We start from the raw sequence: 12,813 nt of genomic DNA, 5'->3' as shown, positions 1-12,813 counted from the left end.
GTCAGCCGAGCATCCGGATCGAGGTGGGCTGGATGAAGTTCGGCAGATCGAACGTCGCACCCGACTGGTAGGTCGGCAGGATGTTGTCGACCACCGGGAACACGTCGAACCGCTCGATGAGCTCGTCCTCCGCATCCTGCCAGATGCCGCAGGCCTCTTCGGGGCTCGCGCTCGATGCCTCGGCGACCAGGGCCGAGTACTCGGGGTTGTCGACCCACATGAAGTTCAGTCCGCCCTGGTCCGGCGTCGCGCCGTCGAAGAAGACCGAGAGCAGCACCGGTCCACCCGGAGCGATCTGCACCCAGCCGGTGTCCCAGTCGGCCGTCGAGTACAGCTGCTCCGACCAGGCGGCCGCGTCGTTCGCGGAGAGCTCGGTCGTGACGCCCAGGCCGTCCCACGTCTCCTTGACGAGCTCGGCCGCGGCCGCGTGCGTCGAGGTGGGCGCGTTGTAGACGAACTTGATGTTCAGGGGCTTGCCGTCCTTGTAGCGCAGTCCGTCATCCTCGAGCAGCCAGCCGGCCTCGTCGAGCAGCTCGGCCGCGCGGTCGAGGTCGGTGTCGGGCAGCGTCCAGGTGGGCTCGTCGGGCACGCACAGCAGCGGGTTCTTGGTGACGAGCGAGATGGACTCCAGTCCCTCGCCGTCGGCGATCACGGTGCCGACCTCGTCGCGGTCGATCGCGGTCGAGAGCGCCTCGCGCACGAGCGGGTCAGAGAACGGACGGCCCTCCTTCTCGTTGAACAGGATCATGCCGACGGGGTTGCGCACCCCGGCGAAGGTGAGACCGGCGGCATCCAGGCGGGCACGGTCGGCGCCCGAGATGGTGGCGGCGTTGATCTCGCCCGACACCAGCAGGTTCGCGGCGGTGCTCTCGTCGGTGACGACGCGGGCCTCGATCGTGTCGGGCAGACCCTCGGTCTCGCTCGTCACGTCGTCGGGACCCCAGGTGTAGTCGTCGCGCTTGGTGAACGTGTACGTGTCGCCCGGCTTGATGTCGCTCAGACCGAAGAGGCCGGTGCCGTCCGTGGCATCCGACATCGTGGTCGGGTCGGCGAGACCCGAGTCGCAGACGAGCATGATCGTGCCCGTGTTGACCGCGAGGAACGGGTTGTTGTCGGTGCTCGTGACGGTGACGGTGTTGCCGTCGGCGGTCGCCGAGATCTTCTCGTCGATGACCGAGCCGTACGAGAACGTCGCGTTCGCGGGGTCGGCATTGTAGTTCAGGTTGTCGGCGACGGTCTGCGCCGTGAACTCGGAGCCGTCGGTGCAGGTGATGTCGTCCTTGAGCGTGAAGACGACCTCGGTGCCGGTCTCCTCCCAGCTCTCGGCGAGCCAGGGCACCAGCTCGCCCTCGGAGGTGACGGCGATCAGCGACTCGTAGGCGAGGCTGACGACGGCGAAGGTGTCGGGCGAGACGGCCTTCAGCGGGTTGAGGTCGCCGGGGTCGTCTCCGACCGCGGTCACGAAGGTGCCACCCGAGACGAAGTCGCCTTCGGAGGGTGCGGACGTGTCGGGCGAGCCCGCGCAGGACGCCAGTGTCAGCGCGAGGGCGGAGAGAACGGCGGCCACGGGTAGTGCGGTACTGCGTTTCATTGCTATCTCCTCTTGACGGGTGGGACAGTGCTCGGGTGCAGGAAGTGCGGGAGGTGCGGGTCGTGCGGGTCAGCGGACGGGGGCCTCGGCGGAGAGCCGGGCGAGGGGACCGGCGGCCTTGACCGTCACGTTGACGGTGGGCTGCGCGGTGTAGGGAACGTGGGTCTCCAGCACCTCGACGATCGAGACCTGGAGCGGATCGGCGCCGGCCTGGATCGCCTTCGCGACGGCGGCCTCGGATGCCTGTTCGATCGCGGAATCCCGGTCGCCCATCGGCGCCATCTGATCGGCGCGGCCGCCGGCGAGCGAGATCGCGGCTCCCACCGCGTTCGCCACACCGCCGTGATCCGGGCGCAGGATGCGTCCGGCGCTCGCGAGGTGGTCGGGCACGAGGAACCCGCCGCCGCCGACGACGACCAGCGGGATGTCCATGCGGCCGAGGGACAGCCGCTCGACCGCCTCCTCCAGCCGGCCGGAGACCACGGCGAGCGCGGCCTCCAGCGCGGCCGTCATCGAAGACGACAGCGGCGGGAGCGAACGGCCGGCGACGGGGCTTCCCGCCATGGCGGCGGCATCCGTCAGCGTGGGCGTGGAGCCGCCGAACAGCAGGCCCTCGGGATCGATGCGGTAGCCGACCGAATCCGGTCCGACGCGGCCGGAGGCCACGTCGATGACGGTGCCTCCGCCGATGCCGACGCTCAGGATGTCCGGCATCCGGAAGTTCGTGCGCACCCCGCCGATCTCGCGCGGCAGCGTGGACTCGCGCGGGAATCCGCCCACCACGACGCCGAGGTCGGAGGTCGTGCCGCCGACGTCGATCACGATCGCGTCGTCGTGACCCGAGAGGTAGGCGGCACCGCGGATGGAGTTCGCCGGCCCCGAGCCGATCGTGAGCACCGGATACTGCGCGGCATAGTCGAGTGACATCAGCGTGCCGTCGTTCTGCGCGAAGAAGGTGGCGGCGTCCAGCCCCTCCTCGGCGACGACCGTGACGAGCGCCTCGGTGACCGAACGCGCGACGCTGTAGAGCGCGGCGTTGAGGAGTGTCGCGTTCTCGCGCTCCAGCAGGCCGGTCGGGCCGATGTCCTGGCTGAGGAAGACGCGGGCGTCCTGACCGAGGTGTCCGCGCAGCAGCTCGGCGACCTCCAGCTCCTGCTCGGGCGAGGAGGGGCTGAAGATCCCGGCGACGGCGATCGCGTCGAAGTCGTCGAGCCCGTCGACGAAGCGCAGGATGCCGTCGCGATCGAGCGGCGAGATGGGCGTGCCGTCGACCATGTGGCCGCCGCCGAGCATCGCGGAGCCGGCGAGCACCATGCGCACCAGGTCGTCGGGCCAGCCGGTCAACGGCGGATATTCGGTCGCGGCGGGGGCTCCGAGGCGGATCATCGCGACGCGATCGAGCTGGCGGCGCTGCACGATGGCGTTCGTGGCGTGGGTGGTGCCGAGCATCACGCGCGAGACGCGGGAGCGGTCGTCGCCGATCGCGGCGAGCACGTCGCTGATGCCGGCGCGGATGCCGCCGGTGATGTCATCCGTCGTCGCCCGCTTCGTCCAGGCGAGCACCCGACCGTCGCCGTCGAGCACGACGGCATCGGTGTTGGTGCCGCCGACGTCGACGCCGATCGAGAGATCACGGAGGCTCATCGGGCTGCTCCTTCGAAGGGGACGTACGGGAGGTCGTAGCCGAAGGCGGCGGGACCGGCGAGCTCGAGTCCGCGGGGTGTGCGCCAGATCGGATCACAGGCCCACGCCAGCACCGACACCCGCTGGCCGAAGCGCAGCATCTCGGTGGTGATCGCGTGACCGGTCTCGGCGTCGATGATCGTGATGAGGTCGGGGACGCTGACCAGCACGTCGCCGTCTTCGAGCACCAGGAGGTTCTCGTTCTGCAGCTCGAGACGCTGCAGGCGACCGCGATCGGTGCCGGTGCCCGAGATCGTGACCGAGCCGCGCACGAAGCCGCCGGCGGTGCGGCGGTCGAGGTCGGTGATCTTGCCGGTCATCAGCACGCGGGCGTCGAGCTCGTCGGCCACGGCGGCCACCGGGTCGGACGACGACATCAGGGCGTGGCCGACCCGGATCGAGGCACTGACCGTGCCTTCGATCACGGCGCCGCGCACCTGGTCGCCGGTCATCGGGTAGTGCGCGCCGATGCAGATCGAGCCGCTGGCGACCGTGAGCGCGCGGGCATGACGCTCGAGCCAGTGCAGGTCGATGGTCTTCATCACCGAGATGTTGCCGACGACGTCGCTCTGCACCGCCCACTCGCACGGGATCCCGGCGACGTTCATCGCCACCATCGCGGCATCCGGGAACGCCCGCCCCATGCCGTCGGCGTCGAGCACCTGGAGTCCGAGGCGCGCGGCCCAACCGATCGGCTGCACGCCGTTGCCGCCACCGATCTCGGCCGCCATGAGCGTGGTGACCTTGCGACCGAGCAGGCGCTCCGCCTCGGCCAGCAGGTCGTGGATCTGGCCGGTGGCCGAGAGCATCTCGATGCCCACCGTGGGCGCCCCGATACCCGACATGAGGATGACCACGTCGTCGGGTCCGAGGTCGTCGACGGTGACCAGCCGCACCGGGCCGTGCTCGCGGAGCGCCTTCTCGACCATGATCTGGCTGGTGTAGACGGCTCCGCCGCCGCCGGTGCCGAAGATCGCGGTGCCGATGCCGAGTGCGGCGACGTCGTCGACCGTGATCTCGGTGATGCGCTCGGTGCGCGCGATCGGAGATGTCTGTGCCATGTGCTCACGCTACGGGCGGGCGGATCGGCCGACAATGTTCCCAGCGGCCAGTGTTTCCCGGCATACTGTGCGGATGGCACAGTACACGCTCGAAGAGCTGCAGGGCGATGCGAGCCGGCTCGGACTGCGGCACGTCGCAGGGCCGGTCGATTCCCGCGTCGTGGCCCGGGTCGACCTGGCGGCGGTCGACCGCCTCGACGCGGTTCCCGCCGGCACGCTCGTCATCATCCCGGGCGACGAGCAGCCGGCGCCCTATCGGATCGACGTCGCGCTGCGGCAGGCGAGCGCGCGCGGACTCGCCGGCATCGTGTTCACGACCGCCCTCGCCCTCGCCGAGACGGCCACCGTGCTCGCCACGCGCGGCGGTGTGCCGGTGTTCTCCGCCGCGGGGGTCGGCGCCGCGGATCTGGCGAAGACCATCGACCGCGCGATCTCGGGCGGCGCCTCCGAGGCGATGATGCGCGGTGCCCACGCGGTGTCTGCGGCGACCGAGGCCGCCGCGGCAGCCGAGAGCACCCCGGAGAGCATTCTCGCCGCCGCCAGCGGAGCCCTCGGCATCGAGCTGTCGATGATCGCGGACCCGACCGTGACGTGGGCGTCGTCCGACGCGGTGTGCATCGGCGAGGTACCCGTGGGGCGTCTGGTCGCGGCATCCACCGACGGCGCCACCACCGTCTCGGTCCCCGTGATCGCCTCGCTGCTGTCGCGCGTCGCGCAACGGCAGAGCCGGGACCGCTACGCCCCCACCCAGTCGCGCGCCGACCTGCTGGTCGAGCTCGTGCTCGCCGAGTCGTCGCGCGTCGAGGGCTTCGTGGGGCAGGCCGCGCGGCTCGGGCTGCCGCTGCCCCAGTCGCACGTCGTCGCCTGGCTGGCGCCGACCCACACCGCGGATCCCGAGGCTCGGGCACCACGCAGCGTGCAGCCCGCGCTCGAGCTGTTCGTGCTGCAGCTGGTGGAGTCCCGCGAGGAGATGTGGCACGCCGCGTTTCTGCAGGACGACCTGATGCTGGTGTGCACCGAGGAGCACGGCGCCGGCGACCACCAGCGCCGGGTGCGCGAGGTCGCGCGGCTGATCCAGCACCAGGCCCGCGAGCTCGCCGGCACGGAGTGGGCGTACACGCTGGGGCTGGGGACGCCGAAGCTCGGGGCCCTCGGACTGCGGCAGTCGGCGGCCGAGGCCCGGATCGCCGCGGAATCCGCCATCGCCGCGGGACGCCTGGGCGGAGTCGAGCTCACCGACGTCACGGGGCTGCGCCGCGTGCTGCTCGACGTGTACGCCTCGCCGATCAGCCGCGACCTGCTGCACGACGTGCTGCGTCCGCTCGACGACCTCGGGCCGGAGCGCGCCCTGAACGCCGTGCGGACGCTGCTCGTGTACCTCGCCCACGGACGGTCGCTCGTGCACGCGGGCAAGGAGCTGATGCTGCATCCGAACGGCGTCGGCTACCGCATGCGGCGCATCCGCGAGCAGCTGGACATCGACCTCGACGACCCGGATGTGCGCTTCGCGGTCGAGCTCGCGTGCCGGGTGAGGCTGCTCGGGGCCGGGTAGCCGCGCGGCGGCGCGTTCACAATTCAGCCAGAACGTCGGGCTGAATTCGCAGATCTGCCGGAACCGGCCGCGGAGCAGCCGTTCTTGCTGAGTTATGCACCGACCTCGGCGCGCAGCGCCGCAGTGCCGGTACCGAATCTGCGGCTGAAGGCTCGGCGCCGGTCAGCCGGAGTCCGCGTGAACAACTCCTCCAGAACTTGCGGCTGAACCCCGGATCGGGCCGGAACCAGCCCGAGAACGACCGTTCCGGAGGAGTTATGCACCGACCTCGGCGCGGAGCGCGGCACCGTCGGCGTCGAGTTGCGGCGCGCGAGGCAGGTGCGCGGTGCCGTTCGTGCCGAGGGCCGACCGCGCGATCGAGACCCCGTCGTCGTGCTCGATGAGGCCCAGCGCCGCGGCCTGCTCACCCGCCGCGGCCTCTTCGGGGCTGCGCACCCGGGCCACGAGCACACGCGCCGCCTTCAGGCGGGCGACCACCTCGTCGAGCTCGAGGCTGCGCACCCGTGCGGCGAGCACCGCCTCGAGCTCGTCACGGTCTTCAACGCGTGCCTGATTGCCGGCCCAGCGGTCGGTGCCGAGCGGTTCGCCGAGGTCGAGCGCCGACACCAGTCGCGCAAACATCGCGTCGTTCGTGGCCCCGAGCACCACGCTCCCGTCGGACGCCGCGAACGCCCGGTACGGCACGATCGACGGGTGCGAACTGCCCCACGGCTTCGACGGTGGACCCCCGGCCGAGGTCGCCGCGATCACCGTGCCGAGCGAGCTCAGCGCCGTGGCGAACAGCGAGAACTCCAGGCGCCGCCCGACGCCGGTGCGCGTGCGTTCGAGCAGCGCGGCGAGCACCCCCGTTGATCATCGACATGCCGGTCGCGATATCGACCATCGCCACCCCGGAGCGCACGGGGTCGGCGCCCTCGTACCCGGTCACGTGCATGAGCCCCGACTCCGCCTCGACGGTGACGGCCGTACCGGGCTCGGCAGCCAGCGGCCCGTTCGGCGAGAAGCCGCTGATCGACGCGTAGACCAGCTTCGGGAACCGCCCGCGCATCGCGTCCGGGCCGATTCCGAGGCGCTCGGCGACGCCCGGCCGGAAGCTCTCGACCAGCACGTCAGCCGACTCGACGAGCCGGTGCGCGACCTCGCCGTCCGCGGCATCCGTCAGGTCGAGCGCGATGCTGCGCTTGCCGCGGTTGATCGCGTGGAAGTAGGCGCTCGCGCCGTGCACGAACGGCGGACCCCAGTGCCGGGTCTCATCGCCGATGCCCGGCTGCTCGACCTTGATCACGTCGGCGCCCAGCTCGGCCAGCGTCATCGTCGCGTAGGGGCCCGCGAGCAGGCGCGTGAAGTCGATCACCCGGATGCCGGCGAGCGGCAGGAACGCTCCCTCGTCGGTCATGCGCGGCTCCGGTGCGTGTTCATCGCTGCGAGGCTATTGCCCGCGGCATCCGCCGACGATGGATGCTGCGCACACCCGACGACGCGTCCGATGAGCGATCGCCCCATCATGACGATGCCCAGCGCGGTCAGCGATAGATCTCGCGCCGATGACCGGCCCCGACGACGACGACCGTCAGCACGTCATCCTCGATGCGATAGAGAATGCGGTAGTCCCCTGTGCGCACGCGCCACTCCGGTCGCCCTGTGAGCTTCTTCGCGGCCGGAGGGCGCGGCTCCTCGGCGAGGAGTTCGATCACGGCCTGGACTCGTCGTTTGGCCTCCGGCGGGAGCTTACGGATCTCGCGAGCGGCGACCGGGAGCAGCTGGACCCTGTGGGTCACAGGCCGAGCTCGCGCTTGACCTCGTCCCACGGGATCGGCGTCTCATCGAGCTGCCGCGTCTCCTCCCAGGCCGCGTCGACCGCTCGGATGTCGTCGAGTTCTTCCGCATCGTCGAGGAGCTGACGCAGGACATCGGGATTGACGATCGCCGCCACCGGACGATTGCGACGCGTCAGGAAGACGGTCTCGGACCGGGAGCGGTCGACGACCTCCGACAGGTGGTCTCGAGCATCGGTGATGGCGATCTGGCTCATCACGCCATTCTACCCGGATATGTACGTTACAGCCGATTATCCTCAGATCACGGCGTCACCGCACGAACACCCGCTCGCCCCGAACCCAGGTCTCGGCGACCCGCACCGCGGCGATCTCGTCATCGGGCACCGTGAACACGTCCCGGTCGAGCACGGCGAAGCTGCCGTCGAAGCCCGGCGCGAGCGTGCCGACGCCGGTCAGCGGTGAGAGCGTCGCGGCGCGCGAGGTGTACAGCAGCAGTGCCTGCGCGACCGTGATCGCGGCCTCGGCCCCGAACTCGATGCCGTTGTAGGTGCGGCGGCGCACGGCAGCCTCGACCGAGAGCATCACATCGTCCGCCCCGCTCCACGCCGTGGCCGGCCGGTCCGACGAGAGGGCGAGTGGACCGAGGCCCGCGTACAGCCGGGCGATCGGGTAGGCATCCGGCACCTGCTCGACGCGCAGCGCCTTCTCGTACCCGTCGTACTCGGCGAAGAAGAACACGGTGTGCGTGGCGATGCCGAACGACATGCGCGCCGACGTGAGCCGTGCGAGGTAGGCATCGCTCACGATCGTGGCGTGCTCGATGCGCACTGACGGGATGCCGTCGAGCCACGGCTCCGCGTCTTCGAAGAGCTCGACGACCCGGTCGAGCGCCCGGTCACCCATCGCGTGCACGGCGAGCTGCACCCCGTTGCGGCGCGCCCAGTCGCCCGCGGCCAGCACATCGGCGTCGTCCACCAGGCGCAGACCGTGGTCACACGAGTCCGGGTACGCCTGGTGCACCCATGCGGTGCGGTTGGAGTAGGCGCCGTCGAGCACGACCTTGACTCCCGCGACCCGGATCTGCCCCTCGCGGTCGCCGGCGTCGAGGTCGGCGAGCGGCGCGGCGGGGTCCCAGGCGGGGTATAGGGCCACCTGCGTGCGGAGCCCCCGCTCGACCGCGGCGCGGAAGGTCGCGAGCGGCTGATCGATCCGCGTGGAGAACAGGTCGCAGACCGCGACGATGCCGCGGGTGGCGAGCTCTTCGCCGATCGACACGATCGCCGCGAGCTGCTCCTCACGGGTGGGAGCGGCGACGAACGACACTACCGCGTCGACGGCGGCGAGCTCGGTCAGCACCCCGTTCGGCTTCCCGTCGGCGTCGCGCTCGAAGCGGGCGCCGTCGGGGTCGGGGGTGTCGGCAGTGATGCCCGCGATCTCGAGAGCCTTCGTGTTGCAGACCGCCGAGTGGGCGTCGCAGCGCCACACCAGCACCGGCCGGTCGGTGCTCACGCGATCGAGGTCGGCCGCCGTCGGCATCCGCCCCTCGGGGAACTTCGTGTCATCGAACCCGCGGCCGAGCACCCAGGCGTCCGCGGCGACGCCGGCCGCATGCTGCTCCAGCACGGCCACCAGGTCATCCGGCGAGAGCACGGCGGGCGGGAAGCACTCAGCGGCGAGCGCGGTGCCCGCGAGGAGCGCGGGATGCGTGTGGCTGTCGAGAAGGCCGGGCAGCACGGTGCGGCCGCCGAGGTCGACGGCGTCCGCATCCGTCACGTCGGCCGCCTCGCCGACCCACTCGACGAGCCCGTCGGTGATCCGGAACGCCGAGGCGAACGCGGTCTCGGACTCGCCGGTGAACACCCGGCCGTTGGTGAAGGTTGTCGTGGTCATGTCTTCCTCAGATCGTTCGCCAGGTGAATCGGCCGCCCAGCAGGGTCGCGGCGACCGGCATCGCGCGCAGTTCGTCGCGATCGCTCGAGTAGGGGTCGCGTTCGGTGATCACGAGATCGGCCGGCTGGCCGACCTCCACCGTGGTGCGAGCGGATGCCGCGAGCGCGACATTCAACGGCAGACGCTGCTCCGGATGCCATGCCTCGCGCTCCCCGCGACTGCGCGCGGTCGCGGCGCTGAGCGAGACCCACGGGTCGAGCGGGGCGACCGGTGCATCCGACCCGAGGCGCAGCGCGGTGCCGGAACGGTGCAGCGAGCCGAACGCGAAGGCTCGACCGGTGCGCCCGGCCCAGTGCCGGTCGGCCACGTCGCGGTCGTCCATCGCGTGCTCGGGCTGCACGCTGGCGATCAGCCCGAGAGCGGCGAACCGGGCGAAATCGTCGTCGCGCACGAGCTGGGCGTGCTCGATCACGCCCTTCATGTCGAGCGCCTCGAACGTGTCGAGCACCTCGGTGTTCGCGCGGTCGCCGATCGCGTGCACGGCGGCCTCGATCCCGGCGCCCCGGGCGCGCTCCAGCAGTCGCCGCAGTTCGGGGATCGGCACGCTCTCCATCCCGCACGCGTGCGGGTGACCGGGGTCCATGCCCGGATACGGATCCCAGCACCACGCGGTGCGCGCGTGTTCAGCGAGCCGTCGACGACGACCTTGAGGCGGCCGAAGGTGATGAGCCCGTGCTCGTCGACCACGTCGCCGGTGCGGCGACCGTCGGCGATGACCGCCTCCAGCAGATCGGGCCACACCGCGATGTCGGCGCGGAGGTTCGTGAGCCCGCTCGCGGTGCGCTCCGACCACTCCGTGACGTTGTCGGTCTTCTCGTACTCGACGATCCCGACGACTCCCCGAGCGGATGCCGCGTCGGCAGCCTCGCGGTAGGCGTCGAGCGGCAGCGACGAGGCCTCGTCGAACGAGTGCAGCAGTTCGATCCACGGGCCCTCCCGCAGGAGTCCGGTCTCGTCGAGCGCGAGACCGAACCGGCGCGCCGCCGCGCGGTTCATCCAGCCGCAGTGCAGGTCGCCGCTCACCAGCACGACCGGCATGTCGGAGACCGCCGCATCGAGCGCATCGAGCGTCGCCGGTACCGGCCAGAGGCCGTCGCGGAAGCCGTAGCCCATCAGCATCCCGTTGGTCAGCGGCGCATCCGCCGCCCGCGCCCGTCGCACGATGTCGAGCACGTCGTCGGCGCTGCGGGTCTCGGTCAGGTCGAGCCGGCGACGGCGGTTCACGTGCTGCGTGAAATGCACGTGCGCGTCCCAGAGGCCCGGACCCACCCAGCGGCCACCGGCGTCGACGACCTCACCCTCATGCGGGGCGGCACCCGCCGGAGTGATCGACGCGATGAGCCCGTCGCGCAGCACGAGATCGACGGGCTCGCCGCCGTCGTACGGGCGGACGCCGGCGAGGGTGACGGGCTCGGTCATGGTGCTCCGATCGATCGGATGGACGGCAGAAGGGCGCGTGTCAGAGCGCGGGCACGGGCGAGTGCGCGAAGCCGAAGAGGTCCTTCGGGTCTTCGGGCGCGGCGACGAGGTCGATCTCGGTGTCGAGGCCGGAGCCTGCGAGGTCGGCGCGCAGGTGCCGCAGTGCCGAGAAGTCCTCGATCGCGAACCCGACCGAGTCGAAGATCGTCACCTGATCGGCCGAGGTGCGTCCGGGCGCGAGGCCGGCGAGCACCTGCCAGAACTCGGTCACCGGGAAGTCCGCCGCGACGTTCTGGATCTCGCCCTCGACACGCGTCTGCGGTGTGTACTCCACGAAAACCGGACCCCGGTCGAGGATGCGCGGGTCCAGCTCGGTCTTGCCCGGGCAGTCGCCGCCGATCGTGTTGATGTGCATGCCGGGGGTGACGTCGGCATCGGTGAGCACCTGGGCCACCGCCTTGTCAGCCGTGCAGGTCGTGACGATGTCGGCACCGGATGCCGCCTCGGATGCGGAACCACACACCGTGATGTCGAAGCCGCGCGCGCCGAGGTTGCGGACGAATTTCTCGGATGCCGCGGGGTCGACGTCGTAGATGCGCAGGGTGCGGATGCCGAGCACGCCGCGGAACGCGAGCGCCTGGAACTCCGCCTGGCTGCCCGCGCCGATCATCGCCATCGTGGTCGATTCGGGACGTGCGAGCTTGCGCGCCACCATCGCCGACGTCGCCGCGGTGCGCAGCGCCGTGAGCAGCGTCATCTCGGCGAGGAACACCGGGTAGCCGTTGTGCACGTCGGCGAGCACACCGAACGCCGTCACCGTCTGGTACCCACGGCCGGGGTTGAACGGGTGGCCGTTGACGTACTTGAACGCGTAGATGTCGGGGTCGCTGATCGGCATGAGTTCGATCACACCGAAGGGCGTGTGGTTCGCGACGCGCTCGCTCTTGTCGAACGACTCCCAGCGACGGAAGTCGGCCTCGATCGTGTCGGCCATCTCGGTCATGATCGTCTCCGCGCCGCGGCGCGAGATCCACTCCACCATGTCGGCCACTCCCACGAATGCGGTCATGCCGTCACCTCCTGTCCATTGGTGCTCGCGATGCGATCGGCGAGCTTCGGGTTCTCGTAGGGGCCGGGCCGCCGCAGCGCCGCGACGATCTTCGCGATCACCTCGGCGGGCTTGTCCTGGCTCATCTTGTTCTTCGCCTCGAACCGGTCGACGCGCAGGCGGAATCCGACCGTGCCGTGCACGATCCGCTCCGCGTACGCGGTGTTCTCCAGCGTGCGATGCATCAGGAACGGCTCGGGCAGCGGGGTCTCGAACCACGCGACGAGGCGGTCGAGCACCTGCAGGTTCTCCGCGTCGGAGAGGATCTCGGGGGTGCCGTGCAGGTGCGCCACGGCGAAGTCCCACGTGGGCACGGCCGGTGACACGTCGTACCAGCCGGGTGAGACGTAGCCCTGCGGTCCGTAGATGATGACCATGGTCTCGTGATCTCCGAGGCGGTGCAGCCGCTCGTCGGGGCGGCCGACATGACTCAGGAGCACGATGCCGTCGGCATCCTCATCGAGCAGCATCGGGTAGTGCGAGGCGACGAGGCCCTCGCCGGGCACGTGGGTCACGATCGTCGCCCACGGGTTCTCGCGCACGAGCGCGCGGATCGCCTCGACATCGTCGAGCACGTAGTCGGGGGTGTGTCTCATCACTGCTCCAGGTCGTCGGTGGGGTCCACAGCTTTTCGAATCGCGTGAATGGGGGCTAAACGGGCGATCTTCACC

11 protein-coding genes and 2 pseudogenes are annotated in these 12,813 nt (G+C 70.8%); 1 reads left to right on the top strand and 12 read right to left on the bottom strand.

Going from position 1 to position 12,813, the window contains the following annotated elements; all coding sequences use genetic code 11:
• Window position 1: 1 nt before the first annotated feature.
• The 3 genes from QFZ21_RS13990 to QFZ21_RS13980 form a co-directional block, all read right to left on the bottom strand.
• Window positions 2-1,591, bottom strand: coding sequence for an ABC transporter substrate-binding protein (locus tag QFZ21_RS13990; RefSeq protein ID WP_307378812.1), 1,590 nt, complete (start codon window positions 1,589-1,591; stop codon window positions 2-4).
• A 69-nt stretch (window positions 1,592-1,660) separates the two neighbouring features.
• The gene (locus QFZ21_RS13985; protein ID WP_307378810.1) at window positions 1,661-3,235 is read right to left on the bottom strand and encodes a hydantoinase/oxoprolinase family protein; all 1,575 of its coding nucleotides are present in this window, start codon (window positions 3,233-3,235) and stop codon (window positions 1,661-1,663) included.
• Complete coding sequence (locus tag QFZ21_RS13980) at window positions 3,232-4,335, bottom strand: DUF917 domain-containing protein (protein ID WP_307378809.1); 1,104 nt, start codon at window positions 4,333-4,335, stop codon at window positions 3,232-3,234. The genes QFZ21_RS13985 and QFZ21_RS13980 overlap by 4 nt, the downstream gene beginning before the upstream one ends.
• 73 nt (window positions 4,336-4,408) lie before the next feature.
• On the opposite strand from QFZ21_RS13980, the gene QFZ21_RS13975 reads away from it, so the two are divergent.
• Complete coding sequence (locus QFZ21_RS13975; protein ID WP_307378807.1) at window positions 4,409-5,887, top strand: CdaR family transcriptional regulator; 1,479 nt, start codon at window positions 4,409-4,411, stop codon at window positions 5,885-5,887.
• Window positions 5,888-6,142: 255 nt separating this feature from the next.
• Here the strand turns inward: QFZ21_RS13975 and QFZ21_RS13970 are convergent, their stop codons facing one another.
• From QFZ21_RS13970 to QFZ21_RS13930, 9 genes and pseudogenes are all read right to left on the bottom strand, one after another.
• Window positions 6,143-6,730, bottom strand: a complete 588-nt coding sequence (locus QFZ21_RS13970; RefSeq protein WP_307378805.1) for a CoA transferase — start codon at window positions 6,728-6,730, stop codon at window positions 6,143-6,145.
• A gap of 19 nt (window positions 6,731-6,749) precedes the next feature.
• Window positions 6,750-7,283 (bottom strand): annotated as a pseudogene (locus QFZ21_RS13965) (CaiB/BaiF CoA transferase family protein); the annotation flags it as partial.
• A gap of 127 nt (window positions 7,284-7,410) precedes the next feature.
• Window positions 7,411-7,665, bottom strand: coding sequence for a type II toxin-antitoxin system RelE/ParE family toxin (locus QFZ21_RS13960; protein ID WP_307378803.1), 255 nt, complete (start codon window positions 7,663-7,665; stop codon window positions 7,411-7,413).
• Complete coding sequence (locus tag QFZ21_RS13955; RefSeq protein ID WP_307378801.1) at window positions 7,662-7,919, bottom strand: type II toxin-antitoxin system Phd/YefM family antitoxin; 258 nt, start codon at window positions 7,917-7,919, stop codon at window positions 7,662-7,664. The genes QFZ21_RS13960 and QFZ21_RS13955 overlap by 4 nt, the downstream gene beginning before the upstream one ends.
• A gap of 55 nt (window positions 7,920-7,974) precedes the next feature.
• The gene (locus QFZ21_RS13950) at window positions 7,975-9,555 is read right to left on the bottom strand and encodes an amidohydrolase (RefSeq protein WP_307378799.1); all 1,581 of its coding nucleotides are present in this window, start codon (window positions 9,553-9,555) and stop codon (window positions 7,975-7,977) included.
• Between the two features lie 7 nt (window positions 9,556-9,562).
• Window positions 9,563-10,198 carry an amidohydrolase family protein gene (locus tag QFZ21_RS13945; protein WP_307378797.1) on the bottom strand — a complete coding sequence of 212 codons (636 nt, stop codon included), beginning with the start codon at window positions 10,196-10,198 and terminating at the stop codon, window positions 9,563-9,565.
• A gap of 101 nt (window positions 10,199-10,299) precedes the next feature.
• Window positions 10,300-11,034, bottom strand: a pseudogene (locus tag QFZ21_RS13940) (amidohydrolase family protein); the annotation flags it as partial.
• Between the two features lie 40 nt (window positions 11,035-11,074).
• Window positions 11,075-12,103 (bottom strand): ornithine cyclodeaminase, encoded by a 1,029-nt coding sequence (locus QFZ21_RS13935; protein WP_307378795.1) that lies wholly within the window; start codon window positions 12,101-12,103, stop codon window positions 11,075-11,077.
• A complete protein-coding gene (locus QFZ21_RS13930; protein WP_307378794.1) occupies window positions 12,100-12,738 on the bottom strand; it encodes an FMN-binding negative transcriptional regulator in 639 nt (212 codons plus the stop codon). The genes QFZ21_RS13935 and QFZ21_RS13930 overlap by 4 nt, the downstream gene beginning before the upstream one ends.
• Window positions 12,739-12,813 lie beyond the last annotated feature (75 nt).

The sequence above is a fragment of the Microbacterium sp. W4I20 genome (assembly GCF_030816505.1).
Lineage (GTDB): Bacteria > Actinomycetota > Actinomycetes > Actinomycetales > Microbacteriaceae > Microbacterium.
Note: the sequence above shows the minus strand (reverse complement) of the source record. Positions and strands in the feature narration are given on the sequence as shown.